Source organism: Shewanella sp. Arc9-LZ (assembly GCF_010092445.1).
In the GTDB taxonomy this organism is placed as follows: domain Bacteria; phylum Pseudomonadota; class Gammaproteobacteria; order Enterobacterales; family Shewanellaceae; genus Shewanella.
In genome coordinates this window covers 4,291,650-4,318,494 of the sequence record NZ_CP048031.1, presented here as the reverse complement: position 1 = coordinate 4,318,494, position 26,845 = coordinate 4,291,650, and the positions used below count along the sequence as shown (strand labels likewise).

The following is a 26,845-nucleotide window of genomic DNA, read 5'->3' as shown; positions in this document are numbered from 1 at the left end:
TAACTTTTTTGCTAGCGTTATAGCGTGGTTTTCAGCGGATGCCATCAATTCTTACCTTAAATAAGGAGCCATGATGTCAATATTGGCAGATATTCCTTTTTCATTACTCGAACTCGCTCCGATGCGCGAAGATGCCAACGTCACTGAAACGTTACAAGGTAGCCTGCGTTATGCCCAACATGCCGAAAATGTTGGTATTAATCGTTTTTGGTTGGCTGAACATCACAATATGCCAGGCATTATATGTTCGGCAACCTCGATATTAATTGGCTATATTGCAGGTGGAACTCAACGTATTCGTGTTGGCGCTGGCGGAATCATGTTACCTAATCATGCCCCTTTAGTGGTTGCCGAGCAGTTTGGCACCTTGGCCAGCCTGTATCCCAACCGTATCGATTTAGGCTTAGGTCGCGCACCCGGTAGCGACCAAGTGACGAGTCGCGCATTGAATCGTGATGATAGCCGAGCAGAACACTTCCCAGAAGAAGTGAGCGAACTGCAATCATTATTAGGTCCGCGAGCGCAGCGTCAGCAAGCTGCCTCCGCCCAAGTGAGAGCGATTCCGGGCGAAGACACTAATGTGCCCATTTGGTTATTAGGTTCAAGTTTGTTTAGCGCTCAGTTGGCTGCTAAACGTGGATTGCCGTATGTATTTGCAGGCCACTTTGCGCCGCGTTTTTTACATGATGCAGTAGCGCTTTATCGACGTGAATTTATCCCTTCGGCGGTATTGATCAAACCTTATGTTATGTTGGGATTACCTTTGGTCGCCGCCCCAACAGATGCTGAAGCAGAGCACCTTAGTACTAGCTCGAAACAACGTATTTTGGCGTTAATTCGTGGCAATGAAATGTGGCTTAAACCGCCTGTCGATAGTATGGATGGGTTGTGGAGCGAGCAAGAGAAAAGCTACGTCGATAACTTTTTAAGTTTGTCGGTGTGTGGCGGACCAGCAACGATTAAACATCGACTTGAAGTGATTGTTCAACAGCTAGGTGTTGATGAGCTTATGTTTACCAATGACTTATATGACAGTGAACATCGTTTACGCGCCCTGGATATTTTAATGAGCGTGAAACAATAAGTTTCCATAATAACGGTAACGATAACATCCACAAATATGATTAAGCGTTCACAACTAGTGAGCGTTTTTTTGTGTCATAACAAACCTGTGTTCATTGATATTAATAAAGTGGGCACGGGTGCTCTCTAACATGGGTAGTGGCTATTTGGGTTGCCTTGTAATGTTGAATTAATTGATTCATATTAAGTTAATCAATGACTACACGGAATGTTGCCAATGCCAATGCCTATGCTGAGCGTTAATCGTTTATGCCACCCGAACCTTGTCTTATTACTATGCACTGTTTTACTTAGTGCTTGCTCTGCCAATTCAGAAAATAGCCAAAACGCTTACCATTTACCGCAGTTTAATCAAGCTCTGATTCATTCCACTTCTGCCGAAAATGTGCCTGAGATTGCCAGTCTGACTTATCTCTCCGAAATACAGCGACAAGAATTAGCTGGGTTTACCGCCAGAGATAACATTAAAGCACTGCCCAATCGCTTAAAAGTGTCTGAGTTTATTAACCATAAAATGACTAATTTCAATTATGAAGGGAAAAATTATACCAGTACTGAGTCATGGAGTAATCAGTCTGGCAATTGTATGGCATTGGCATTGCTGACCTATTCAGTCGCAAAAGAATTGAATGTATATCCGGTATTTCAAGTGGTTCATGCCGCGCCAATATTGACCAATATCACCTCCGATATTCTTGTCACATCAGACCATGTACGCACATTTTTGTATGATGAAAAACCGAGTGGGCATTTTCTTAGTGGCGGTATTGCTACTGTGATTGATTATTTTCCAGATCGTTTTGATCGCACCGGTGAAATCGTCTCAGAATCTAAATTTTTAGCGATGTTTTATCGTAATTTAGCGGCCGATGCCATGCTAGAAAAGCAGTATGAATTTGCTTTTATCTTACTTGAGCAAGGGCTAAAGCTAGCGCCAGATTATGATGCTTTGATTAATATGATGGCCATTACTCATCGCCGTTTAGGTGACGAACAGACAGCCGAAAAACTCTACCTATATGCCCTTGATATTAAGCCGAATTCCTTGGCAGTATTAAGTAATTACCGCTTATTACTGGAATTACAAAGCAGAACTGCTGAAGCAAAAAAGATCGACCAATACTTGTTGTCGCTTGAGTCGAGTAACCCATACAGCTACTACAGTTTGGGTATTGAGGCATTGGAATTCAAAGACTATAAAACCACCGTCATCTTCTTAGAAAAGTTTATCGATAACGCGCCTTATTTCCATCCGGCTTATTTTGCGCTAGCCAGAGCTCAATTGGGTCTAGGTAATACAAAAAAGGCTCAGAAAATATTAAAAAAAGCGATTGAACTAACTGATATACCAGACAGTAAAAAGCACTATTTAGCCAAATTAGATATGTTAAAATAAGTGCCTGATTAAGTGTTGATGGTTCATTAAACAGTCGTTGTTCACCACGATGATGACATTTGACATCAACATAGAAAAACCAAGACAGATGTCTTGGTTTTTTGTTTGTAAGTCAGTAAAACTGGTTTACAAAAAGCTTAAATCGCTTGACCGTTTACGGTTAATTTTACATCGATGTTGCCACGTACTGCGTTTGAATATGGGCAAACTTGGTGGGCTGTTTTCACTAACTGTTCAGCTTCTGCTTGGTCGAGTTCAAGTTCAACTGCTAGCGCTACTGTTAATGCAAAACCACCATTGTCATTGGCACCGATACCGACAGTTGCTGTAGTTGGAGCTGCCTTGATAGCGACTTTACTTTGGCTGGCTACATGCAGAATTGCGTTAGAAAAACATGCGGCATAACCGGCAGCAAATAACTGTTCTGGATTAGTAAACTCACCACTGCCACCCATTTCTTTTGGGTAACTTAATTGTAAATCTACTTTTTTATCGTCGGTAGAAACTTGGCCATTACGGCCTGCTAATGCTGTTGCTGAAGTGGTATATAGTGCTTTCATAGTAAACCTCGTGTAAAAGTTAGTTAATTTAAGTTGTGCACAATCTAATTGTGTTTACTATAACTAAGCCGGAAATAATTTGCAACTACATTGTGCGCAATTTAATTTTTTTTGTTGTGTTATTATTTAACAATCACTGTCTAAAAATCACTATCCGATGGTTGTAAACCTTAGCCTTACTTTGGTATCAATATGATTAGCTTGTCATTCTTCTGTCACCTTTATGTCATCATTAGCTCTCACAATAGCCACTCATTAGACCTCTTAGGCAGTGCTAAGCATCGCCACATAATATGCGAACGATAAAAAATAAGGATAGGCTATGAAACGGTTTGTAACTCGTCGTGACTTTTTGGCTATGTCAGCTAAAGGTGCTGGGGCAGTAGTAGTGTCTTATGGACTCATGGGTTGTAGCAGTGATGATGACGATGTTGTGTCAGGTCAATTTTTACAAGGTATTGCCAGTGGCGACCCTGCTGCAGGTGCGGTGATTTTATGGACTCGCGTTACGCCTGATGTTGAAGGTGATATTACGGTGTCATGGGAAGTTGCCACTGACAGCAACTTTAGTCAAGTAGTCACAAACGGCCAAACGGTGACGAATAAAAACCGTGACTATACCGTTAAAGTGGACGCTGTTGGGCTTGAAGCAGGTCAGCAGTATTACTATCGTTTTAAAGCGGGTGAAACGGTATCGGAAATGGGGCAAACACGTACATTACCTGAAGGTAGCGTAGCGTCAGTTAAGTTGGCGGTAATGTCATGCGCTAATTTCCCTGCTGGTTATTTTAATGTGTATGAAATGGCTGCACAGCAAAATGATTTGGACGCTGTAGTGCACTTAGGCGATTATTTATATGAGTATGCTCGTGGTGAATATGCCAGTGAACATGCTGTCGAGCTTGGGCGTGAAGTGTTGCCAGCCGGTGAATTATTTTTATTAGACGACTACCGCACCCGTTACAGTCAATATCGTAGTGATGCGAGCTTACAAAAGCTACATGCCAAAGTACCGTTTATTACCGTGTGGGATGACCATGAAGTGGCCAATGATACCTGGAAAGGCGGTGCTGAAAATCATAATGATGGTGAAGGTGATTTTGATCAACGCAAACAAGCCGCACTACAAGCGTACTTTGAATGGCTGCCAATTCGTCCATGGAGTGAAGGTAATCATGAAGAAATTTACAGAAGCTTTAATTACGGTAACTTGGTTGATTTGCACATGCTCGATACTCGGGTATTGGCTCGCGATAAACAATTAGAATATAGCCAATATATTGATGCGACCACAGGTGCATTTAACAGCAGCACATTTCTCGCGGATGTAACCGATACTAACCGCACCCTGTTAGGCCAGACTCAACTATTGTGGCTACAACAAACTTTGTTGCAGTCTACTGCTAAGTGGCAAGTATTAGGTCAACAGGTGTTAATGGGCAAAATGTTAATGCCTGCTGCTATTGCGACTCAGCAAATGAGTATTCCGCAGTTTGCTGAGCTTGCCGGATTAGCGCAGCTAGCGGGCCGTGCTCAAGCTAGCGATCCAACGTTAACCGCAGAAGAGTTAGCTTACTTACAAGCGAATCAAGCCAAGCTGACGCCAGAGGTGATTGCATTACTACAGCTGCCCGCAATTCCATACAACTTAGATGCGTGGGATGGTTACGCCTACGAGCGCGAAGTGATTTTAGCGACGGCAAAGTCGTTACAACATAACTTGGTGGTGATTGCCGGTGATACCCATAATGCATGGGCCAGCGATTTAACCGATAGTGGCGGTGATATTGTTGGGATAGAATTTGCCACAAGCTCAGTGTCATCCCCAGGTCTTGAGTATTACTTAGGCTTGTCTGATGCTGAAATGCCAGCAACGGAAGCGGCAATAGTCGGTTTGATCGCCGATCTTAAATACGCCAATTTAAAAGATCGCGGCTATTTATTACTGACATTTACTGAAAATGAAGTCCGCAGTGATTGGCAATATGTTGATACGATTTTAGATAAGACATTTGTTCAGTTAGACGCCCGTGGTTACAGTGCCACCAGTACCGCTGGTAGCCCTAAAGTCACGCCGGTGTCGTAATCAGCTGATGTGAATTCGCAGATATAATTCAGCCACCGTGAAGGTGGCTGAATGATTTATATAAGCGGCATATTGCTTAGCTAAACCTATGGTTAATCCATAGTTAATCCATAGTTAATCTATGGTTCATCAATAGCTAATCTATGGTTAGCACGACAATTTTTAACGGATGATTGTCATCAAATGCGGGGAAGTCTGGGTGGCAATCTAACCACTGAGTCGCAGTGACTTTACGGCCTTGCTTTTCTACGCAGCGGACTAGGCTGTCGTACCATGCTTGGCGATCAACTTTAGCGACATTATTACAACATACAATTTTACCGCCGACTTTGGTGGTTAATACTGCTGGTTTAAATAAACCTTGGTAATCATTGACTAAGTCGACAATACCAAAGGCGCTTTTAGCAAACCGTGGTGGATCTAAAAACACTAAGTCGAACTGAGCAACACGCAGTTTAGGGTATTTAGGCAGCTTTTGATTACGACGACCACCAATAGGCAACCCCGCTAATTGACGCAATGCCGGAAACGCATCACTTTGCACAAATTCACACACATCAGTGACATTGTTTAGCTCAGCATTTTTTTGTCCCGCAGCTAATGCAAATGATGAAAAATCGACATTCATGACTTTACGAGCACCGCCCATCGCAGCAGCAGTACCAATACCACAAGTGTATGAAAACAAGTTTAGAACACTCTTACCTTGGCTGTTAGCGCGTACATATTCACGCCCAATACGCATATCTAAAAATAGCAGCGGATCTTGACCTTCATGGCGTAGCTTGGAGGTAAAAGCAATGCCATTTTCATGGATAACTTGCTCTGATTGCGAGAAGTCTTGGGCTTCATTTTCGGCATGATTGACAACACGAGAATGGCTGCCAGAGCGATCGTTGTAAACGATATGGTAGTCCGCGTGAGCAGTCAGTAAGCTTGATATGTCTTCAAGTTGCTGAGCCGATAAGGTTTGGTGAAACGTTTGAATCAGCCATGCATCGCCGTAACGGTCAATGTTAAGGCCATTTTCACCTTCAACGGTGCCGTGAAAAACCCGATAACAATCAGTATTATCTTTGGCAGCTTGCTCAAAAAAAGTGGCACGCTTGGCTAAAGCATCGGCTAAAACAGCTTGAATGGACATGAGGGCTCATTAAATGGTGTGGCTATTGGCGCGGATTATAGCAAACATTCTAACTTAGTGAAGTTGCAGTACAGACTATTAGGCGTCGCAATTAATCTGGTAGATGCACCTTAAAGGTTTTGTCGGCAATAATTTTGCCATTTAACTCCAGCGTCATCCGCCAGTTACCGACCTTATTAGTGATCGGTGCCCAGATGCAATCACCCAGATAAAAGCGCCAATCATTTTCTTTGATAAATATCTCACCATCAAACGGTGGGCTAACATTACCGTCGTCATCGGTAATGTTAGGGTGGTAAATACAATAAGTGAGTACTTGGTTTTTAGCCTTTTTGATGCGCGTGATGAAACCAAATTCGGTGTCGATAATCGCAGGCACATGAACGGTTGCCGCTAAAAATCGCGGTAATTCATCACTATCGCTATTCCATTGGCTAAAGAGTCCGCTATAAATAATGCTTACATCGGCTTTTAACTTACTCAAGGGCTATCCCTTTATAGAATGATATTTAGTGTTTATCGCTCAAGTGCTTAATCGCCGCTTGCAGAGCAAAATCATAACCTTGTGCGCCTAGGCCACAAATTACTCCTAGGGCTTTATCTGAAAAGTACGAATGGTGCCTAAAAGGTTCGCGGGCATGTACGTTAGATAAATGTACTTCAATAAACGGAATCGCTACCCCAAGTATGGCATCACGCAAAGCAACACTGGTGTGCGTAAAGGCTGCTGGATTGATAATAATAAATTGAGCGTCGGTAGCATGAATTGCATCAATCAATTGATACTCGGCATTGGACTGAATATGTTCAAGCGTAACGCCAGCCTGAGTCGCATTGCGAGTTAATTCATCCACAATAGTGGTGAGTGTTTGGTGACCATAATGTCCGGGTTCGCGACGGCCTAATAGATTGAGATTAGGACCGTTGATCAATAAAACTTTTGCTGTTTGGCTCATGATGGTTCCTATAAAAATCGCAAGGTAAGTCGGCTTAATATGCAGCACAAAAGAGGGTTCAACAAGCATTCTTACCGAAGACGGTTATCAGGTAAACCAAAAAATGCTTAACTAGGGTAATACCTTAGTCATTGAGTGATGGCGGATTCACTTTGTTGCTAATAATTTGCTAGCGACTTACTAATGATTTATTAGCAACTGGCTAATTATTTACTAATTACTTATTAATAATCAGATTTATTTTGGCGCATCGCTTTAGTGGCACCGCGTTGTTTTTTGGTTTCAATGCGTCGCTTTTGGCTGCCTTTTGTCGCTTTGGTTGGTATACGGGCTTTTTGTACTATGCCGACGCTTCTTACCAGTTCAATAAATTGTTCCAGTGCGGTTTGGCGGTTAAAGTCTTGGCTGCGTGATTGCTGACATTTTATAATTACTTTGCCACTTTTGGTAATACGGTGATCGGCTTTTTCAAGCAGCTTTTGTTGGTAGAACTCGGGTAAAGAAGATGAGGCAATATCAAAGCTGAGTTGCGCTGCGGTTGATACTTTATTGATGTGCTGGCCACCCGCACCACTTGAACGGACAAACTGCCATTCAATTTCGTTATCTTGCAATATGACGCGCTGAGTTATTTGTATCATTCGGTTGTCGTGTTCCCCTTAATTAACGGTCATAAACCTATAACGCTGCTTACTGTTTTTTAAGCGGCATGTTTATGTGCTGTGGCTTCATTCTACCGCAGTCTGGGAAACTTTTCAGGGTTGTCTGCTGTGGCATGGATTGCGATAAGTGAATTGACCTTAGGGTGGGGATTGAATTAAAAAGCCTGACTGGCCTCAGAGTTATGACATATTTAATGAAATAACCAGAATAGTTTTGTTATCATGAGCGCCATTGTCGCTTTACACGATAACATCACCGTATAAAGTCTGTTCTATGGCCTAGTTAGAGGGCCGGAGTTGCCGTTATGTTATGTCAAATCCCCGATATCACTAAAGGTGTTATTAGCTTATTTGTCAGTGGCCGTTTATCGGCACAAGATTACCGTACCCGTTTACAGCCCGCCATTAAGAGTTATCGTAAAGACTGGAATCAAGTGTGTCTTTATATTGAAGCCGATGTGTTGTTGGAAGGCTGGGAGTTTGGCTCATTAACCGGTAGCGGAGAAGTTCAGTTACCCGCGTTTGATGCGTTAGTGTTTGTAGGCGGCCCAGATTGGGTGGGTAATTCTGTTAGGCTGATGGGACCCTTTATGCAGGGCGAAGTTGCATGGTTTCCATTAGAGCGTAAACAAGAAGCCATTACTTGGATTGCTAAGCGATCTCTGCGCTAGAGTGGCCTGTAAATAATTTTGTGGCACCTTTTTACTCGGTTATCGCTTATTTATGTCGAACAACGACAGATGATAAGTTCTTCCCAGTAGCTAATTGTCACAAATTACTGCAAAATTCATCTACAAAGGTCAACAGGACCTAGTACTGATTTTATTATTTTAGAAAAGGATAGCTTATGTCATTGTCAAAGTTGTTTGCCGTATCAAGTGCGTTATTGTTAACTCTTAGCTTATCGGCATGTGCTCCTGAAGTGGGTAGTGAAGCTTGGTGTAAGCAAATGAAAGAAAAAGAAAGTGGTGATTGGACTGCCAATGAAGCAGCCGATTACGCCAAGCACTGCGTATTTAAATAATATCGTTTAGGAGTGGGTGGTTGAGTCATACCGTTTTGCCTTTTATGGCTAACATAGCCAAATTATTGATTGCTTTAGTGCTACTGCAATTTGTGGGCGCCAATTTAGGTGCGCATCAATTACATGTGGGCAACAGCAACGAAGAGCAAAATAACCATCCACATCTTCAATTTACTACCGAAGTGATCAGCCTTGCTGAATGTGCCGATTGCGCTTGTGCACTCGATGGTTCATCACTGCATTCGGTTAATGATGATCATCAACATTTTGATACTATTACTGATTTTGAGAAAGTTGATGTGTGTTTAGATTGTCAGTGTCATGGTGGTCATGTGGCACTTGCTAAGCTTAACGATAATGTTGTTAGTGAACATTTTCATGACCTTTTTGCCGATACCAAACTGAACTATTTACCTCCTGAGTCTTTCCCTACTTATCGTCCTCCTATCGTTTAATCCCTTTAAAGCCCGTTTTTACTGTTTAGCTTCACCTCTATATTCGCTTTCATTGCGCTAATGAATGCTTTTTTGCATTCCATTATGGCGTGATATCTCGCTTGTAATGACGGTGGCTAAGCCTATTTCCGTTGATATTTATTGTCGACGGTCTAGATTGTTTTTAGGATTAACCATGAAAATCAAATCAGTCCAAGTACTACCTTTATTGGCAGCGTTGAATGCCAACGCTATGTTGAGTCATTCAGTGAATCGTTTTGTGAATCATGCTCAGTTAAATGTTGCGCCAGGCACTCACTCCATCTCTCTGCCAAGCATTCGAAAATCTTACCGCATGAACTCCAGCGTTTCGCGAGCATTATTGTTCAGTGTAGCGCTATTGCTATCATTATTTGCACTGTCTAGTTCGCCTGTGCAAGCCAGCAGTCAGCCAGCAGAGGCTGACCATCAAGAGTCGTTGTTAACCTTAAGTGCAGAGCAGCGCCAACTGGCGGGAGTGGAAGTGGCACAGTTAAGTGCGACCGCGTTTAATTTACAGGCCGTTGCCACCGCTCAGCTGGTTGTAGATAAAGACAAAACTATAACCATAGCGCCGCAATTAGATATGCAGGTGCTTAAGCGCCATGTGGTGCCAGGACAACAGGTGCAAAAAGGCCAACCATTATTGACTATCGGCGGGGCAGATATTGCTGCGGCGCAAGCTGACTACGTTAATGCAGCAACGGAGTGGGATCGCATAAAGCGCATGAGCAAAGGAACGATTAGTGCTAGTCAGCGGATGCAAACTGAGGTCAATGCAGAGCTTAAACGTGCCATTTTACAGTCGGTAATGATGTCCAAACAACAGATAGCCGAGCTAGCAACGTCGCCAAGTTCAATTGGTCAGTTTCAGTTGTTGGCTCCTATAAATGGTCGGGTTCAGCAAGATATTGCCACCGTAGGACAAGTGCTAACCGCGGGCACACCTTTGATGCAACTAACCGATGAATCGTATTTGTGGGTGGAGGCTGAACTGACGCCATTACAAGCAGATCAAGTCAATATGGGCACCGATGTTTTAGTACGAGTGGGAAGCCGTACTCGAGAGGGTGTCATTATTGGGCGTTCACATGAAATTAACTCGCAAACCCGCACAGAGCAAGTGTTAGTGCGGATGGCAAACCCTGGTCATGACTTACATGCTGGCGAGTTTGCCGAATTATACCTAGCAGCAAATCAAGGGGCTGAGCCGCTTGGATTTATTGTGCCAGATGCAGCGCTAACACGCAGCGGTGACGGTGACTGGCAGGTGTTCATAGAACAAGATGGTGGATTTAGTGCAGTAGAAGTTTCTGTGGTGGAGCGCCAACGCGGACTGAGTTTTATTCGTGGTTTAGTTCCACAAACTCGCGTTGTTGTATCTGGTGCGTTTTTCTTAGCATCTGAGCAAGCAAAATCTGGCTTTGATATCCATAACCACTAAGCGCTAAGGCATCATAATGTTATATAAATTAATTGAGATTGCCGTTGAAAAGCGGTTATTGGTGTTACTTGGATTACTGGCCACTGTGGTGGCATCGGTATTCATGTTACCAAAACTAAATTTAGATGCGTTTCCGGATGTTACCAATGTGCAGGTGACCATTAATACTGAAGCGGAAGGGTTGGCGGCAGAAGAGGTCGAGAAGCTGATTAGCTATCCTGTCGAATCGGCAATGTATGCATTACCGGCAGTGACTGAGGTGCGTTCATTATCGCGTACTGGTTTGTCGCTAGTGACCGTGGTGTTTGCCGAAGGTACTGATATTTATTTTGCTCGTCAGCAAGTTTTTGAACAACTGCAAGCTGCAAAAGAGTCGATTCCTGCGGGTGTTGGCACCCCTGAAATCGGCCCAAACACTTCAGGTTTAGGGCAAATTTATCAATACATTTTACGGGCCGAGCCCGAAACCAATATCAGCGCATCTGAGCTGCGTAGCTTAAATGACTATTTAGTGAAGCTGATATTAATGCCTGTGAGTGGCGTGACTGAAGTGCTTTCATTTGGCGGCGAGGTGTTGCAATACCAAGTGCAAGTTGACCCTAATAAACTGCGCAGTTATGGCTTGTCGATGAGCCAAGTTAGCCAAGCATTGGAAAGTAATAACCGTAATGCTGGTGGTTGGTTTATGGACCAAGGCCAGGAGCAATTAGTGGTTCGTGGTTATGGTTTGTTGCCCGCTGGCGACGCAGGCTTACAAGCCATTGCCGACATCCCGTTAACCGAAATCAATGGCACGCCAATACGAGTGGCCGACATTGCTAATGTGGCTTTTGGTAGCGAAATAAGAGTCGGGGCAGTGACCATGTCGCGCAGGCAAGCAGCGGCTAATGGCTCGTCGTCCGATGTACAAGCGCTGGGTGAAGTGGTTGCTGGCGTTGTGCTTAAACGCATGGGCGCCAATACCAAAGCCACCATTGATGACATCAATTCACGTATTAGTTTAATTGAGCAATCCTTGCCAAAAGGAGTGTCATTTGAGGTGTTTTACGACCAAGCGGATTTAGTCGATAAAGCGGTCACGACTGTGGTTGAAGCGCTATTGATGGCCTTTGGATTTATCGTGATTATTTTGGCGCTATTTCTGGTCAATATACGGGCGACATTGTTGGTATTATTGTCGATCCCAGTGTCGATCGGGATCGCACTACTGATCATGTCTTACTACGGCATGTCAGCCAATTTAATGTCTTTAGGTGGCCTTGCTGTTGCGATTGGTATGCTAGTTGATGGTTCAGTGGTGATGGTTGAGAACATCTTTAAGCATGTTAGCGGCGAAACTGGCGTCAACCAATCAGCTGATGTTCATTTTGATAGTGATGTTGATAGTGATGTTGATAGCGAATCTGATGCACAAACCCAAAGTATGGCGATTAGGATCATGCTGGCGGCAAAAGAAGTGTGCAGTCCTATCTTCTTTGCAACAGCGATTATCATCGTAGTATTTATGCCGTTATTTGCCCTAGAAGGTGTAGAGGGTAAATTATTTCAACCTATGGCCGTGAGCATTATTCTCGCCATGATGGCGGCATTAGTGGTGGCGTTATTTGCGGTGCCTGCATTGGCGGTGTTTCTATTTAAACGCGGTATTGTGGTGCATCAAAGCAAGGTGTTGGCCCCCATTGACGCAGTCTATCGACGAGTACTGACACTGGTGCTATCAAGCCCTAAATCAGTGATGTTAGCGGCAGTTGTTTTGTTTGCTGCAAGCATGCTGTTATTGCCAAAGTTGGGCACTGAATTTGTGCCTGAATTAGAAGAGGGCACCATCAACTTACGGGTGACATTGGCGCCTACAGCCAGTTTGGCTACTTCGATTAACGTTGCGCCTAAAATTGAAGCCATGCTGCTGGAGTTTCCTGAGGTGGAATATGCGTTAAGTCGAATCGGGGCTCCCGAACTTGGCGGCGACCCTGAGCCTGTGAGTAATATTGAAATATATATAGGTCTTAAACCGATAGAGCAATGGACATCGGCAAGCAATCGCTTTGAGCTACAGCGCTTGATGGAGAAACGGCTAGCGATATTCCCAGGATTATTGTTAACCTTCTCACAACCGATAGCGACCCGAGTCGATGAGTTGTTATCGGGTGTTAAAGCGCAGTTAGCGATTAAGATATTTGGTCCAGATTTGAGCATCTTGTCGGAAAAAGGTCAGGTGTTAACCGATTTAGTCGCTGCCATTCCTGGGGCGGTTGATGTGTCGCTAGAACAAGTCAGCGGCGAAGCTCAGTTAGTGGTTCGACCTAAACGTGAAGTCCTTGCTCGCTATGGTATTAGCGTCGATGAAGTCATGAGTTTAGTCACTCAAGGTATTGGTGGTGCCAGTGCTGGCCAAGTGATTGATGGTAATGCCCGTTATGACATTAACCTGCGATTAGCTGCGCAATATCGTAATGCGCCAGATGCGATTGAAGACTTGCTACTCAGTGGTGCTAATGGCGCGATTGTACGCTTGGGCGATCTCGCTGATGTGGTGATTGAAATGGCGCCGCCGAATATTCGTCGTGACGATGTACAGCGCCGAGTGGTGGTGCAAGCCAACGTATCGGGGCGTGACATGGGTTCGGTGGTCAACGATATTTATGCCATTGTGCCGCAAGCGGAGTTACCTGCGGGCTATACTGTTGTGGTGGGCGGCCAATATGAAAACCAGCAACGGGCGCAACAAAAGCTAATGTTGGTGGTGCCCATTTCTATCGCACTTATTGGCTTATTGCTGTATTTCTCGTTTGGGTCACTCAAACAAGTGGCATTGATTATGGCTAACGTGCCATTGGCATTAATCGGCGGCGTAGTGGCTTTATATGCCACTGGCACCTATTTGTCGGTGCCCAGTTCAATCGGCTTTATCACCTTGTTTGGTGTTGCGGTGTTGAATGGTGTGGTGCTGGTGGACTCGATTAACCAGCGCAGACAATCAGCAGATGAAAGCCTGTACGACAGTGTTTATCAAGGCACGGTAGGGCGGTTACGTCCGGTGTTAATGACGGCACTCACCTCTGCATTGGGGCTGATCCCTATCTTGTTATCATCTGGTGTGGGCAGTGAAATTCAACAACCATTAGCGGTGGTGATCATTGGCGGCTTGTTTAGCTCAACGGCTTTGACTTTACTGGTGTTGCCGACGGTTTATCAGTGGTTGTATCGAGATAAGTTATCATCGAGATAAAGCCAATTAGCTAAATAACATTTCAATTTTAAGCCTAATTATCTGATTAGGCTTTTTCATTTTTATTCGTAAATTGCTCGAAAATAAACCTTGCTTATTTATGATTACAGTTGTAATTTAAATAAATGGATTACACCTGTAATCCATTTTTAGCCTAACAAGTACTAACAACAAATGAGCGATATCGCATGAAAGAAATCAGCAATAGTGAATTAGTCGTATTGCAGCAGCTTTGGCAGCAGTCGCCATTAACCTCGAGTGAAGTGGTTGATGCATTAGAGCAAAGCCATGACATGCATGAAAAAACGGTTAAAACCTTGCTTAATCGTTTAGTCAAAAAACAAGCCGTCAGTTTTGAAAAACAAGGTCGGGTTTACCATTACTCACCTTTAATTGCTGAGCAGGACTATACCGTTAAAGAATCGCTTTCGTTTGTGGACCGCATGTTTGCTGGCAAGTTAACCCCATTGGTTGCAGGTTTTGCACAAAAGAACAAGCTGTCGGCAGAAGATGTCGCCGAACTGCAAACCTTACTTGATGATTGGCAAAAGGAACAAAAGTGATGATTAATTGGTTTATGGAACAAACCATCTCATTGAGCGTGGTGTGTTTGGCTTTACTGGTATTGCACCGGTTTATATTGTCTAGATTTGGGGCGCACTATACCTATTTTATGTGGATATCAGTGCCACTATTAATCATTGCCGATTTACTGCAAATAATATTACCGCACACCGTTAACTGGTTTGGCAGTAATAATACTGCCTCAATCATCCAGCAATATTATGTGTTTGCTAGCGATACCGCTGCGTTGTCGGCAGGCTTACTTGACCTGTTATACCTGCCTTACCTCTACGGTGCAGTTATCACGTTATTGGTCGCTAATATCGTGATGGAATATGGCTATCTGCAACGGTTAATCCAGCATGGACGTCAGCTAAATATTCCTTCTGTAAAGCTTAACGTATTAGTCCATCCAGATATTGAATCACCTATGCTCGCAGGGTTTATTACCCCCAGTATTTTAGTCCCTAATAGTTTTATGTTACTCGATGAAAGCCAGCAGCAAGCCATTATTCAGCATGAGGTGTATCACTATCAACGTGGTGATTTATGGTCAAATGCCCTGGCTTATGGATTAACCGTATTGTTTTGGTTCAATCCGTTGATGTGGTTGAGTTACCGCCGATTTAGACAAGATCAAGAATTGTCATGTGATGCACAAGTCACTGCCGATATGAAAGCCCAAGCTAAAATTGCCTATAGCAGAACACTATTGGCCTATTCACAGCATGCGCCGTTGAGCATGTTACACACCCATTATGGGGATAAAACCATCTTAAAAGAGAGGATCTTACAGATGAAAAAGCAACATGGAAAAAGCACCTTAGCATTAATTGGAATGACATTGGCTATTGGTGTTAGTGCCTTTATGTTTAATCAGCAGGTATTTGCAGGCAATAATCTCAGCGTTGAAAACAAAACCGACTCTATGGCAATGCCTGTGATAAGAATTGAGCCTAGCTATCCAATTGATGCCGCTAAAGAAGGGCTTAATGGCTATGTGCAAATGTCATTTGATATCAGTCAAAATGGCAGTGTGAACAATGTGAGAGTGACCAAGTCGTCGCCGAAACAAGTGTTTGATGCATCGGCGGTTGCGGCGCTTGAACAATGGAAGTATCAACCCTCTGCAACTGGGTTTAAAGACCTACAAGTACAGTTAGACTATGTGATCCATCAACCTGATAAATCAGTTGAGAGAATCACTGTAAAATAACCTATATCAAAGATACTGAAAATGATTCAATGCCTCATTGTTATGGGGCATTGAATCATTTTTATAGATCAGGATTTTTGGGCTGCAGTTTTAGGCCTAGTTTATTGGCTAGCGGTTCAATTGCGGCGCCTTGAACAATGACCGAAATCAGTACAATGAAAAACACCATGTGGATCATTTCACGCGACCCCTCTACTCCTGCCGCAGCGGGAATAAGCGCAAAGACAATTGGCGTAGCACCTTTTAATCCGATCATAGAAACAAACAAACGTTTGCGCCAATTAGCTTGTTTAAATGGCAAGTAGCACAGCTGTACAGCCAATGGGCGCGCCACGACAATAAGTAATATGGCCGGGAGCAATGATGCCATGAACACCGGCATTAATTGCTGCGGGAATATCTGTAAGCCTAAAATGATGAACATTAATGACTGCGCTAACCACGATATACCATTAAAGAAATGCTTACTGACTTCAGCGCCCTTCTTTAAATAGTTGCCGATGATCACCCCAGCAATATAAACCGCAATAAGTTCGTTACCACCTAAGATTTCAGTACTTGATACTGTAATGGCAAAGCTGGCCAAAATAAAAACAGGAATAAGTCCGAATTCAGGCAGTTTAATGTTATTAAGTGCCCAAACGGCTAATTTACCCATTATTAACCCAACGACAGCCCCAACACCAATTTGCTGGCCGAGACTCGATATCACTGAAAGTGCTGTGGGTGCGCCGTTGGCACTATTGATAATAAAGTCGGTTAACATCACCACCATTAACAAGGCTACAGGGTCGTTGGTAGCTGATTCGAATTCTAAAATGGTGCCCGTACCGTGTTTTAATTTAAGTTTTTTCGACTCTAAAATAGAGAATACGGCCGCAGCATCAGTAGACGACACTACCGCGGCGAACAACATGCAAGTAATAAGGTTAAAGTCGAGTAACGCATTAAGGATAAAGCCAAAAATAATGGTAGTGAATATCACCCCAGCAGTGGATAACATGCCACCTTCTTTCCAAGAAAACTTAATGTGTTTCATTGGGGTATTGAGGCCACCCACAAATACTATGGTGTTTAATGCTAAGGTGCCGATAACTGAAGTCAGTTGCAGGTCGTCGTATACAAAACCAAATTCACCATTGCCAAATGCCAAGCCGACACCCATAAAGATTAATAACGACGGTAAGCCTAATGTTTTAGAAGGGTGATGGAGTAAAATGCCAATCGCAATAAGTATGGAGATCCCTAAAATAATAATATCAGGTGGCATATGGGCAACTCCTTGCGTGGGAAGATTGTATCAAATGGCTATTTTAGCATTAAAATCGCCTAAACTTACTTTATGAGCATTTATTAATATTTTTTTATATTCTTATAATCAATTTGATTAATGTCATTACCGTGTGTTTATTAGACTATATAAGTGTAATAAATAGCCACTCGCATTAACCTTTTTTGTTAACACATCTTGCTTAATCATCTTGTTGATAGTGGATGCGACATTTTTAGTTAACAAATTACCTCATTAGTGAGGTGTTAATATTAGCGTAAGCAGTATCACTCGGAGTTAACATGGCCATATTCATTAGCTTGTGGGGCGTAATCACATTCAGTTTTGGCCTGTTCATGATGCTGGCTCCAGCGCATTTTGCAGACCAAATTGTTCGTTTTAGCCATCAACGCTATTTCCATTACATTGAAATTATATCTCGGTTAGTTATTGGGACGGTCTTACTGCTCGATGCGCATAACACTTCATCACCATTAGTGTTCGAGGTGATAGGTAATTTATTGTTTATTATTGCAATTATTCTTGTTTTTATGACAGAGAAATATCACAAACAGTTTGCCTTATGGTCTGCCTCCTATTGTGTCAAAGCATTTAGACCCGCGGGATTTTGTGCCATCATTTTTGGTTTGTGGACCGTTTATGTTAGCTATTATTAAGTTGATTAGGTCTAAAACGTTATATTTCCGCTTTTTTTGTTAAAAATTTATGCCATTCAAATCTCCTCCTAAGGTGCATAGCCATTGGATTTGCATATTTCTGTCATGTTAATGAAATGTGACTGTCATGTTTACGCAGTCTTTTTGTCATTTTTGCAGGTTAGCTTGTCATCCAGCCAACTAACTCACACGCTTAAATCCGTCTTCGGAGATGACAATGGAACTGAAAAACATTTTTAAACTTACTGCACTTTCTACAGCCCTTGCTGCAACATTAGGGCTCGCTGGTTGTGGTGGTGATATTAATATCAATGCGGGTAGCGATACTGTTACACCTACTACGCCAACAACTCCAACTACACCCACTCAGACAGTTCAAGAAAAATCATACAGTGGCTTTGCAACTAAAAGCACCACAATGACAGCCGTTGATGGTAAAGAAGTTTGGGTATTAAAAGGTACGTTAGCTCCTTCTACTGCAGCATCAACGATTACCACTGGTGGCCAAGATGGCGACAAAATAGTGTTAGGTAATGACGTTGTATGGCAGCTTGATGGCGCAGTGATTGCCGGTGGCGATAATGCTAACGCGGTTGAGTTATCAATATTACCTGGCACCAAAATCTTAGGTGGCAGTGATTCTTATTTAGTGGTTAGCCGCGGTTCAAAAATCATGGCTGACGGTACGGCAACAGCGCCAATCGTATTTACGTCTGTTGAAACGGCTTTAGGCCAAGAAGGTAAAGCGGGTCAGTGGGGTGGTTTAGTTTTATTGGGTAATGCGCCAGTAAACACCTGCCCAGATTTAACCAATTGTTCAGCGTCTTTTGAAGTGGGTAACCACAGCTACGGTGGTAATGATACCGAAGACAATTCAGGTTCAATCAAGTATGTACGCGTTGAGTTTGGTGGTTTCAAAATCAATGACACCCAAGAAATGAACGGTATTAGTTTTGCCGGTGTGGGTGCGGGTACTGAAATTGACCACGTACAAGTTCACATGAATAACGATGATGGTTTTGAATTCTGGGGCGGTAATGTTTCAGTAACAAATATCGTACTGACAGAAAACTTTGATGACTCGTTAGATTGGACAAACGGTTGGCAAGGTAGCGCGCAGCACGTTTATATTCGTCAAGCGGACAATGCTTCTAACCGTGGTATTGAAGCTGACAGTAACAGTGACGCAAGTGCTGTACCTATGTCAAAACCAGTGTTAGCCAACTTTACTATTCAGGTTGCTAATGGCACCAACAGTGGTGGTGACGATGCGGAAGGTATTTTATTCCGTAAAGGTACTGGGGTGAATACTTATAACATTCTTGTTAAAGGTGACGTTGATTCTGGCGAATGTTTAGAGGTTAACGACGACAATACCGTTAACAACGCCAACACCGCTGAATTGACGATGCAAAACAGCTTAATTGATTGTGTTGAACCGTTCAAAAGTGCCAAGGCAGATGCTGCAGAAGGCCGTGCTTTAGCGCTAGATGTAGAAGCTTGGTACAACGGTCAAGACGGTAACTTAGTTGCCGCTTCTGATTTAACTGATTACATGCCTAATTCATCATCTGTTGCATTAACGGCTGGTAAGGCTGATTTGGCTAACCTTGATGCGCGTTTGGTTAATGCCAACTATATTGGTGCATTTGATGGCACTAACGACTGGACTAAAGGCTGGACTACAGCTATTCATGACGATGTGACGCCAACGCCAACTGAATTGCCAGTATTAACTTCTTGTCCTGTAGGCACAACAGCTTCAGCAGCGGCAACAGGGTTATATAAAGATGCATCAATCACGTTAATTTGTACCCTTGAAGGCAATGTCTTAAGCAACACGACGCTTCTCGCTGGCCAAAACGTAATGTACAAAATTGATGGCGGTGCAGTAGTAGTAGGTGGTGATAACACAACACCTGCAACATTAGCCATTCAAGCGGGTACTAAGCTATTCGCGACATCTAACAGTTTTATCGCGGTGAGTCGTGGCTCAAAAATTATGGCTCAAGGTAGTGCAACTCACCCAATTGAAATGACCTCTGAAGAAGATGTTATTGCGGGAGCAAGTGGCGAACGTGGTCAATGGGGTGGTTTGGTTATTCTAGGTAATGGTTTAACCAACACATGTCCTGATCATAATGCTTGTTCAGCGTCGTTTGAAGTCGGTGACTTTCCGTACGGTGGTAACAACAACGCTGATAACAGCGGTCAAATCAGCTACGTAGTGATTAAGTATGCTGGCTTTAAAGTGAATGATACTCAAGAAATGAACGGTATCTCATTTGCAGCAGTGGGCAGCGGAACTCAAGTAGACCATATTCAAATTCACGCTAACGGCGACGACGGTGTTGAGTTTTGGGGTGGTGCAGTTAACTTGAAATATGTTTACTTAACTGCCAACTTCGATGACAGCTTAGATTGGACTAACGGTTGGACGGGTAAAGCGCAGTTTGTGTATATCACTCACGAAGACGGTAATGCTAACCGTGGTATCGAAGGTGATAGCCATAAAGGTGCTACGGATACTCCGGTGTCAGCGCCTAAATTAGCTAACTTCACTATTTTACCGGGTACAGATATTGCTAACGCAAGTGGCGATAAAGGTGAAGGTATCTTACTACGTGTTGCTACTGCAGGTGAGTTATACAACGTGCTAGTACAAGGTCGTAAAGGCACTACTGCTGAAACTGAGTCTGGCGAATGTTTAGAGTTAGATGGCTCTTACGCTGGTTTAGTCGACAACGTAAACAACAGCACTTTGACTATGTCTCATTCAATTATCGACTGTAACGAGCCCTTTAAGTACAGCTCTGATAATGCCGCAACAGCCGACGCTGTGAATGTTGAAACCTGGTTCATGGGCCAAGAAGGTAACTCAACAGCTGCAGTGACTATCACTGACGGTATGCCAGCGGCAACGGATACAACGCTACTTGGCACAGGTAAAGACTTAAGCACAGATGATAGCTTCTTCGAATCAACCAACTTTATTGGTGCATTCGATGGCCAGAATGACTGGCGTCAAGGTTGGGCTTACTTTCCACAGTAATCACCTCGATAACGTTAATTTGTGACCTATTAATAGCCGCCCGCAAGGGCGGCTATCTCTGAACCGCATACAGGATAGTTAAGTATGAAAACCAAGCCGAGTTTTACCGTTAATAAGTTAAGCCTTGCCATTATCTCTGTGATTTCTGCGGCGACACTTTTAACAGCTACCCCCGTATACTCGCAAGAACCAGCGCCTGTTCGTGATCCTGGTGAAGTGATTCCAATTGAACCAATCGAAGTAATTTCAGTTACTGGGCGTCTACGTAGCTCTGCATCAGAAGCAACTGAAGAACGTCGTGAACAAATTGCTGTAGCCGATATTATGGGCTCAGAACAAATTTCAAGAACCGGTGACGGTGATGCAGCCGCAGCGCTTCGTCGTGTGACAGGTTTAACCTTAAAAGATGGCAAATTCATTTATGTTCGTGGCTTAGGTGAGCGTTATTCAAGTACCTCACTGAATGGCGCGACAGTGCCGTCACCGGATCCAACCCGTAACGTAGTGCCTTTAGATATGTTCCCTGCATCGATCATTGAATCGTTATCGGTGCAAAAGTCTGCCTCAGCCAATTCACCTGCCGCATTTGGTGGTGGGCATGTTGATATTCGCACTAAATCAATTCCGGCCGACTTCTTTTTTAAAGCGTCAGTTGGCGGCCGTTATAACACCAATGACTCAAACGACAGCTACACCTACAACGGGGGTGGCGATGATTGGACCGGCCAAGACGATGGCACTCGCAGCATGCCAAGCAACATTAATAACACCATTAATCAATACGGTGGAATTAGCCCGATTGATATCGTGAGTAATTCTAATGGCGCTATAAATTACCCAGCAGCACAACAAGTTAACCGCGAATTGGCACTAGACATGTACCGCGATATGACGGTGCGCAGCCAAAGTACAGACCCTGCAATGCGCGGCGATATCGCCATTGGTGATCGTTGGGACATTACCGACGACATTATCTTTGGTGCATTGTCAGCCGTGTCTTACAAGAAGCAAGCTGAAAACTACACTAAACGTGAAGTTGAGCTTGATGGTGATAGCAGCCAAGTACAAGTTGAAAACCAGAAAGACATCGTCGGTACTGATTCAATAGTCCAAGTGTCTGGCATGCTTAACTTAGGCTTAGAGATTGGCTACAACCATAAAATCGAAACCTTCACCACTTACCTGCAAGACACTTCCGATGACGTGTCTATGGGGATTGAAGAAACCATCGATACTTTGGGTGAGCCAAATGCACTGCAAGTTTACGCCATTGATTACGAAGAACGTTCGCTTATCAGTAACCAAATTAAAGGTCATCATTTTATTGAATATCTGAACGACTCTGAATTTAATTGGAAGTTCTCCGATGCACGTTCTGAGCGTTATGCCCCGAATGAAGTGTCGTATACCTACAACGTGATTTTAGATGAGAGCAATCAATTATTATCACGTAATCTCAATACTCAAGATGCACCCAAGTATGTTTATAGTCGCCTAGAAGATGACAGCCAAAACTATGGTTGGGACTTTATGTACCCCATTAATCTAGACGGTGCAGTGGTTAAACTGACTACCGGCTATGAATACTTTGAGCGTACTCGCGAAAGCTATGCAACTCGCTTAGGTTTTGATGTTGATTTAAGCCCAACTGATGCCAATGGCGCTATTTTAGCGGGTGATTTTGATGAGATTTTCTCTGATAAAAACATTACCGACAATACTTTAGGGCTAGAGCTAAAAGACGCATCAACTGACACTGAAGACTACATTGCCGCCGAGAAAAACGACGCTGCATTTGTGAGCATGGACATCGACTTTGACGATGTTTGGCGCGTATATGCTGGTATTCGTTATGAAGATTTTCGTCGCGTCACTTTGCCTATCGACCCCAATGGTGAAATATCAGATGAAGGTGGTCGTTATCAGTTATCTGACTACGTGATAGCAGAAGACGGTTGGTTCCCATCACTGTCATTAACCTGGAAACAAACCGATACTACTCAATGGCGTTTTGGGGCGAGTAAAACCATTGTACGACCAGATCTACGTGAAGTGTCACCGGTTCGATTCCAAGACCCCGTTACCGGTTTTGACTTCTTCGGTAACCCAGAGTTAAAGAGTTCAGACATTCTTAACTTAGATTTACGTTGGGAATACTATTCTGATTCAGGCAATAATTTCAGCATGGGCGCATTCTATAAAGATGTAGACGCACCGATTGAACCTATTCAACGTATTTCAGAAGCTGGGCGTCAGCTCAAGTTTTATAACGCGCAGTCGGGCTATGTGTACGGCCTTGAAACCGAGTTCTTACAAGAGCTTGAATTTTTGGGTAGCGATGGCAGCATTTGGGAAGACTTCTTTGTTGCGGGTAACTTAACCCTTGGCGACTCAGAAATCGATATCGCTGCTAATGGCGAAATTGACCCAACTAATAAAACCCGCCGCATGACCGGACATTCACAATGGGTGGCTAACTTACAGTTAAGTTACGACTCGTCAGACAGTTATCACAGTGCCACATTAGTGTATAACGTGTTTGGTGAACGTATTGCTTATGGTGGCCGTGGAGGTTTAGACGATGTATTTGAAAAGCCATTCCATAGCCTTGATTTTACGTATAGTTTCTTCCCGACAGATAGTTTTACGGTAAAAGTAAAAGCGAAAAATATCTTAGGTGAAACTACTGAATACGAACAGCAAGATCTGCAAGTGTACGCCAAAGACCCTGGCACAGAGTTCACCTTGCAGTTTAGCTATGAGTATTAATACGTTTAATAGCCATATGTAATCGTCACGTTCATGAGTCACGTTTAAAAGAGTACTTGTTTTTAGCGGTTTTTACTCATCATTTCAATCGCTAAAAATGTGCACGGCCACTTTCTTCGGAACAAAGAAAGTGGCCTTTTTTGTTTAATAACAAGATAACGCTACACAAACTCAGCTTATCTAACGAATAAATAAATTAACCTCAGTGTAAACATTGGCACTTTTCTATTTCAAATTGGGTAGAATACTGGCTTGCTCGTTACTGATATCTCAATGGACCCGTGTTAATGCCCAAAATACTGCCCCTGTTCACCCCGTTAAAGCTGTGTATATATGTGATGTTGGCGTTATCGACCAGTGCATGTGCTATGCCGATAGGCATGACCCAAGCGGGTAGCATTACTGCCCCGACTATTGACGAAGCCAGTGGTTTGGCGGTATCGCGGCTCAACGACAATATATTGTGGGTACATAACGACAGTGGCGACACAGCAAGAATTTTTGCCATCGATACCCAAGGTCATCAGTTGGCGACAGTTAACATTACAGGCGTTAAGAATAACGATTGGGAAGACATCGCCTCGTTCGTTTATCAAGGTGAGTCGTATTTATTGATCGCCGATGTGGGTGATAATCAAGCTAAACGATCGCAATATCAGTTACATCTGATCAAAGAGCCAGATTTAAGCCAGCTTAATGGACAAAAAACACTGGCGGCTAAACCCGTTTGGAGCATGACATTTACCTACCCAGATGGTGCACACGATTGTGAATCTGTGGCCGTTGATGTCGCCAAGCAAAAAATACTGTTACTGAGCAAACGCGATAAACTGCCAATATTATTCGAGCTGCCTTTAATCGCTCCGGTTTTAGGGCAAAGCGCTTCAAGCAATTCATCGGTTCAAATTATTAACAAACAAGCCAAAAGGCTAGGCGAAATCGCGCCATTACCAACAGCCATGCTCGATTACGCCAGTATCTATACCTGGATTGGTTTTGCCGGGAAACCCACAGCCATGGATATATCAGCTGATGGTTTATCGGCGGTGGTATTAACCTACACTCACGCGTTCTATTTTACTCAACCTGAGCCAGGTGATTGGTTAACGCTGTTTTCTACGCCACCACAAGAGATTTCTCTGCCAGCGATAAAACAAGCTGAAGCCGTGGGTTTCAGCCAAGATGGTAACAGTGTTTTTATCACCTCAGAGATGATCCCAGCACCCTTGTATAAGATGGATTTGAAAGGTTTTCATACTCAACAGTAAGTGATTTTCTTTATTTTTTAGATATGGCCTGCGGCCACTAAGGTCGTGGCGCTTCGCTTACACCTGACTTTTCAAACTCCGTTTGAATTAAGATAGCAAGGTTCCACCCTGCACGGGCCAAAACCACCGTTATTCCGGTAATGCTTTTGAGCCGCAATCCAGCTCTATTCTTTTATGTTTTGTACTTATAGCCTCCGACATGCCCAATGGTGTCGTCGGGTGAAGTTCTAGAGGAACTGCTGGTGGCTTAATCTATGACTATTAGTAACTTAGGCTGAGTGTAGATGGATCATCTGATTCAATGTAAACTGCTCTAAATTGTTTAGAACCATTTTCACCTTCAATGATATTGGTAAAGGAATAGTTATCAATAAATTTAGACAATTCACTGGCACTTTCGTCATTACCATCAAAGTTAAAAGACACTAAACAAATTTTTCCAGCGCAAGAGTAACTTTCCGAATAAACGTGAATTCCCTCTAATTTATACAAACTCTCGGATAAAAGGCTTTCCCGCATTGCTGCATCTTCAGACTTTTCAATTGAATTAATACGTTCAATAAAGTTTTCAAAGTCATTCACGCGGAATGTTTCTTCTAAAGCAATTTGAGATACAGCTCCATCTTTATTTATGAAGCCTGATGTTAACTGTTCAGAACTCTGAAAATGACTTTTATTCAAATGGGTAAATTGGTTGAAGAAATCTTCATTATCCTCATCGACTAAATTTGTTGTGAATTCAATATTATTGGTTACTTCTGCGATTATCTCTTTATCTGTATTCGGTATGTGATTATCTGATGAAGTTTGCAGTTCAGAATTCATTGTCGGTGCGATATCAGGCAGAATAATAGGTTCAGTAGCTTGTTGATTAAAATATGAGTAGCAAAAATAAGTAAAAAATAAAACACAAACAAAGGCGATAATCGATTTCAACATAGTTGTTTTTTCCTTAAAACAAACTGTAGGTACATGACGAGCCTTAAATTACTTTATCGTACCATCACAATATTATCGATATATATACTAATCTGTTTATTGAGCTTGTACGTCTTCAATCAGTTTTTTCCACTGAGGATATTCAGCAAAGCTTTGTTGTAAGTCGCCCCAAGGGGTGAGTGCTTCGGCCATCGTCGGTGCTTTGTTTTGGCGGGTTTGGTATAAATAATAAAAGGCTGATGCACGATAATTAGCAGCGCAATGCACTAACACGGGGGCGTCGCCATTCTGTTCCATCAGGCTAAAAAATTGCTGTAGATTTTCTTGTGTAGGCTGCTGCCAGTCCACGCTAATATTGTGATAGTTCATACCGAGTTGAGTCACTATTTGCTGCTCATTTTGTAATGCATGCGGATTGTCATTAGGAATAAGATTAATCACGGTTTTGATACCCGCTTGAGCAAGTTGTGCAAATTGCGGCTCTGTGGGTAAACCTGCGGTAATGACTTGCTGGTTATTAAATTTAATTGCTTTTATGTCGCCAAGTTTGCTGGTATCAATGTTGGCCATGCTGCTTGCGCGGTTCATATCGACACTATTCACTTCCGAGCTATTCACACCCGAACTAAATACTCCCGCACTAAAAAAGAAACAACACATTAATATGCTGGTGGACAGTAGGTTATAACGTTGCAGTATATTCATGTGATCCCTTGGGTTAATTTGATACGTGATGAGTTTTTTACTCTGTTCAAGTTAACGGCGCCATTAATGATAGTCAAATGTGATGACAATTTTGGATTGGTTGCTAACCAATAAAGTTTATTCTGACTCCATTAATTTCAAACGAAAAAAGAACACAAAGCGCTTTGTTGCGTACCACTGGAAGCTCGTCGTTCGTTTGCTAGAAACATAAAAACGTAATCAAAATCGAACTAAAGTAGTACGGTGAGAAAAATAGAATAATTCTAATTTATTGATATTGTTTAATTTAATTTTTTAGCATTTAAATTCGATACTTTTAACGCGCAAT

22 protein-coding genes are annotated in these 26,845 nt (G+C 43.0%); 14 read left to right on the top strand and 8 right to left on the bottom strand.

Translation table 11 applies throughout. The features are described 5' to 3' along the window. Nucleotides 1–73 precede the first annotated feature (73 nt). Complete coding sequence (locus tag GUY17_RS18580; RefSeq protein WP_162024408.1) at nt 74–1,084, top strand: LLM class flavin-dependent oxidoreductase; 1,011 nt, start codon at nt 74–76, stop codon at nt 1,082–1,084. A 216-nt stretch (nt 1,085–1,300) separates the two neighbouring features. After that, nucleotides 1,301–2,479 (top strand): tetratricopeptide repeat protein, encoded by a 1,179-nt coding sequence (locus GUY17_RS18575; protein ID WP_162023960.1) that lies wholly within the window; start codon nt 1,301–1,303, stop codon nt 2,477–2,479. Nucleotides 2,480–2,616: 137 nt separating this feature from the next. On the opposite strand, the gene GUY17_RS18570 is transcribed toward GUY17_RS18575, so the two are convergent. Next, on the bottom strand, nt 2,617–3,039 hold the full coding sequence (locus tag GUY17_RS18570; RefSeq protein ID WP_101085075.1) for an organic hydroperoxide resistance protein: 423 nt from the start codon (nt 3,037–3,039) through the stop codon (nt 2,617–2,619). Nucleotides 3,040–3,361: 322 nt separating this feature from the next. On the opposite strand from GUY17_RS18570, the gene GUY17_RS18565 reads away from it, so the two are divergent. Continuing rightward, nucleotides 3,362–5,125, top strand: a complete 1,764-nt coding sequence (locus GUY17_RS18565; protein WP_162023959.1) for an alkaline phosphatase — start codon at nt 3,362–3,364, stop codon at nt 5,123–5,125. Nucleotides 5,126–5,261: 136 nt separating this feature from the next. Here GUY17_RS18565 and GUY17_RS18560 read toward each other — a convergent pair whose 3' ends face one another. The 4 genes from GUY17_RS18560 to arfB all read right to left on the bottom strand — a co-directional run bounded on the left by GUY17_RS18560 (nt 5,262) and on the right by arfB (nt 7,866). Beyond that, the gene (locus GUY17_RS18560) at nt 5,262–6,269 is read right to left on the bottom strand and encodes a class I SAM-dependent rRNA methyltransferase (RefSeq protein ID WP_101085077.1); all 1,008 of its coding nucleotides are present in this window, start codon (nt 6,267–6,269) and stop codon (nt 5,262–5,264) included. A 91-nt stretch (nt 6,270–6,360) separates the two neighbouring features. Next, on the bottom strand, nt 6,361–6,753 hold the full coding sequence (locus GUY17_RS18555; protein ID WP_162023958.1) for a DUF3859 domain-containing protein: 393 nt from the start codon (nt 6,751–6,753) through the stop codon (nt 6,361–6,363). 25 nt (nt 6,754–6,778) lie between these two features. Next, entirely contained in the window at nt 6,779–7,225 is a 447-nt protein-coding gene (aroQ, locus tag GUY17_RS18550; RefSeq protein WP_011639010.1) for a type II 3-dehydroquinate dehydratase, read from the bottom strand. 224 nt (nt 7,226–7,449) lie between these two features. Further along, complete coding sequence (arfB, locus tag GUY17_RS18545; RefSeq protein ID WP_011639009.1) at nt 7,450–7,866, bottom strand: alternative ribosome rescue aminoacyl-tRNA hydrolase ArfB; 417 nt, start codon at nt 7,864–7,866, stop codon at nt 7,450–7,452. Between the two features lie 326 nt (nt 7,867–8,192). On the opposite strand from arfB, the gene GUY17_RS18540 reads away from it, so the two are divergent. The 7 genes from GUY17_RS18540 (at nt 8,193) to GUY17_RS18510 (ending at nt 15,837) form a co-directional block, all read left to right on the top strand. Next, nucleotides 8,193–8,558 (top strand): STAS/SEC14 domain-containing protein, encoded by a 366-nt coding sequence (locus GUY17_RS18540; protein ID WP_101085080.1) that lies wholly within the window; start codon nt 8,193–8,195, stop codon nt 8,556–8,558. Nucleotides 8,559–8,734: 176 nt separating this feature from the next. After that, nucleotides 8,735–8,911: a DUF3012 domain-containing protein gene (locus GUY17_RS18535; protein ID WP_101085081.1), complete on the top strand. Its 177-nt coding sequence runs from the start codon at nt 8,735–8,737 to the stop codon at nt 8,909–8,911. 20 nt (nt 8,912–8,931) lie between these two features. Continuing rightward, nucleotides 8,932–9,366, top strand: coding sequence for a hypothetical protein (locus tag GUY17_RS18530; protein WP_310734199.1), 435 nt, complete (start codon nt 8,932–8,934; stop codon nt 9,364–9,366). A gap of 175 nt (nt 9,367–9,541) precedes the next feature. Further along, the gene (locus GUY17_RS18525; RefSeq protein ID WP_254439834.1) at nt 9,542–10,828 is read left to right on the top strand and encodes an efflux RND transporter periplasmic adaptor subunit; all 1,287 of its coding nucleotides are present in this window, start codon (nt 9,542–9,544) and stop codon (nt 10,826–10,828) included. 16 nt (nt 10,829–10,844) lie between these two features. Then, entirely contained in the window at nt 10,845–14,057 is a 3,213-nt protein-coding gene (locus GUY17_RS18520) for an efflux RND transporter permease subunit (protein ID WP_162023957.1), read from the top strand. Between the two features lie 188 nt (nt 14,058–14,245). After that, nucleotides 14,246–14,620: a BlaI/MecI/CopY family transcriptional regulator gene (locus tag GUY17_RS18515; protein ID WP_101085084.1), complete on the top strand. Its 375-nt coding sequence runs from the start codon at nt 14,246–14,248 to the stop codon at nt 14,618–14,620. Beyond that, nucleotides 14,620–15,837, top strand: coding sequence for a M56 family metallopeptidase (locus GUY17_RS18510; RefSeq protein ID WP_162023956.1), 1,218 nt, complete (start codon nt 14,620–14,622; stop codon nt 15,835–15,837). The genes GUY17_RS18515 and GUY17_RS18510 overlap by 1 nt, the downstream gene beginning before the upstream one ends. Before the next feature lie 61 nt (nt 15,838–15,898). Here the strand turns inward: GUY17_RS18510 and GUY17_RS18505 are convergent, their stop codons facing one another. Further along, entirely contained in the window at nt 15,899–17,107 is a 1,209-nt protein-coding gene (locus tag GUY17_RS18505) for a potassium/proton antiporter (RefSeq protein ID WP_162023955.1), read from the bottom strand. A 302-nt stretch (nt 17,108–17,409) separates the two neighbouring features. Between GUY17_RS18505 and GUY17_RS18500 the strand changes: the two genes are divergently transcribed. From GUY17_RS18500 to GUY17_RS18485, 4 genes are all read left to right on the top strand, one after another. Next, the gene (locus GUY17_RS18500) at nt 17,410–17,784 is read left to right on the top strand and encodes a hypothetical protein (protein WP_162023954.1); all 375 of its coding nucleotides are present in this window, start codon (nt 17,410–17,412) and stop codon (nt 17,782–17,784) included. A 217-nt stretch (nt 17,785–18,001) separates the two neighbouring features. Continuing rightward, nucleotides 18,002–20,836, top strand: a complete 2,835-nt coding sequence (locus GUY17_RS18495; protein WP_162023953.1) for a hypothetical protein — start codon at nt 18,002–18,004, stop codon at nt 20,834–20,836. Nucleotides 20,837–20,920: 84 nt separating this feature from the next. Next, nucleotides 20,921–23,605 (top strand): TonB-dependent receptor, encoded by a 2,685-nt coding sequence (locus GUY17_RS18490; RefSeq protein ID WP_162023952.1) that lies wholly within the window; start codon nt 20,921–20,923, stop codon nt 23,603–23,605. 287 nt (nt 23,606–23,892) lie between these two features. Next, nucleotides 23,893–24,873, top strand: a complete 981-nt coding sequence (locus GUY17_RS18485) for a hypothetical protein (RefSeq protein ID WP_162023951.1) — start codon at nt 23,893–23,895, stop codon at nt 24,871–24,873. Between the two features lie 261 nt (nt 24,874–25,134). Here GUY17_RS18485 and GUY17_RS18480 read toward each other — a convergent pair whose 3' ends face one another. Continuing rightward, the gene (locus tag GUY17_RS18480) at nt 25,135–25,812 is read right to left on the bottom strand and encodes a hypothetical protein (protein ID WP_162023950.1); all 678 of its coding nucleotides are present in this window, start codon (nt 25,810–25,812) and stop codon (nt 25,135–25,137) included. A gap of 96 nt (nt 25,813–25,908) precedes the next feature. Further along, the gene (locus tag GUY17_RS18475) at nt 25,909–26,517 is read right to left on the bottom strand and encodes a protein tyrosine phosphatase family protein (RefSeq protein WP_162023949.1); all 609 of its coding nucleotides are present in this window, start codon (nt 26,515–26,517) and stop codon (nt 25,909–25,911) included. Nucleotides 26,518–26,845 lie beyond the last annotated feature (328 nt).

Coding starts and splice junctions, on each gene's coding strand:
- GUY17_RS18580 (WP_162024408.1), top strand. CDS start 74: ATGTCAATATTGGCAGATATTCCTTTTTCATTACTCGAACTCGCTCCG.
- GUY17_RS18575 (WP_162023960.1), top strand. CDS start 1,301: ATGCCAATGCCTATGCTGAGCGTTAATCGTTTATGCCACCCGAACCTT.
- GUY17_RS18570 (WP_101085075.1), bottom strand. CDS start 3,039: ATGAAAGCACTATATACCACTTCAGCAACAGCATTAGCAGGCCGTAAT.
- GUY17_RS18565 (WP_162023959.1), top strand. CDS start 3,362: ATGAAACGGTTTGTAACTCGTCGTGACTTTTTGGCTATGTCAGCTAAA.
- GUY17_RS18560 (WP_101085077.1), bottom strand. CDS start 6,269: ATGTCCATTCAAGCTGTTTTAGCCGATGCTTTAGCCAAGCGTGCCACT.
- aroQ (WP_011639010.1), bottom strand. CDS start 7,225: ATGAGCCAAACAGCAAAAGTTTTATTGATCAACGGTCCTAATCTCAAT.
- arfB (WP_011639009.1), bottom strand. CDS start 7,866: ATGATACAAATAACTCAGCGCGTCATATTGCAAGATAACGAAATTGAA.
- GUY17_RS18540 (WP_101085080.1), top strand. CDS start 8,193: ATGTTATGTCAAATCCCCGATATCACTAAAGGTGTTATTAGCTTATTT.
- GUY17_RS18535 (WP_101085081.1), top strand. CDS start 8,735: ATGTCATTGTCAAAGTTGTTTGCCGTATCAAGTGCGTTATTGTTAACT.
- GUY17_RS18525 (WP_254439834.1), top strand. CDS start 9,542: ATGAAAATCAAATCAGTCCAAGTACTACCTTTATTGGCAGCGTTGAAT.
- GUY17_RS18520 (WP_162023957.1), top strand. CDS start 10,845: ATGTTATATAAATTAATTGAGATTGCCGTTGAAAAGCGGTTATTGGTG.
- GUY17_RS18515 (WP_101085084.1), top strand. CDS start 14,246: ATGAAAGAAATCAGCAATAGTGAATTAGTCGTATTGCAGCAGCTTTGG.
- GUY17_RS18510 (WP_162023956.1), top strand. CDS start 14,620: ATGATTAATTGGTTTATGGAACAAACCATCTCATTGAGCGTGGTGTGT.
- GUY17_RS18505 (WP_162023955.1), bottom strand. CDS start 17,107: ATGCCACCTGATATTATTATTTTAGGGATCTCCATACTTATTGCGATT.
- GUY17_RS18500 (WP_162023954.1), top strand. CDS start 17,410: ATGGCCATATTCATTAGCTTGTGGGGCGTAATCACATTCAGTTTTGGC.
- GUY17_RS18495 (WP_162023953.1), top strand. CDS start 18,002: ATGGAACTGAAAAACATTTTTAAACTTACTGCACTTTCTACAGCCCTT.
- GUY17_RS18490 (WP_162023952.1), top strand. CDS start 20,921: ATGAAAACCAAGCCGAGTTTTACCGTTAATAAGTTAAGCCTTGCCATT.
- GUY17_RS18485 (WP_162023951.1), top strand. CDS start 23,893: ATGCCCAAAATACTGCCCCTGTTCACCCCGTTAAAGCTGTGTATATAT.
- GUY17_RS18480 (WP_162023950.1), bottom strand. CDS start 25,812: ATGTTGAAATCGATTATCGCCTTTGTTTGTGTTTTATTTTTTACTTAT.
- GUY17_RS18475 (WP_162023949.1), bottom strand. CDS start 26,517: ATGAATATACTGCAACGTTATAACCTACTGTCCACCAGCATATTAATG.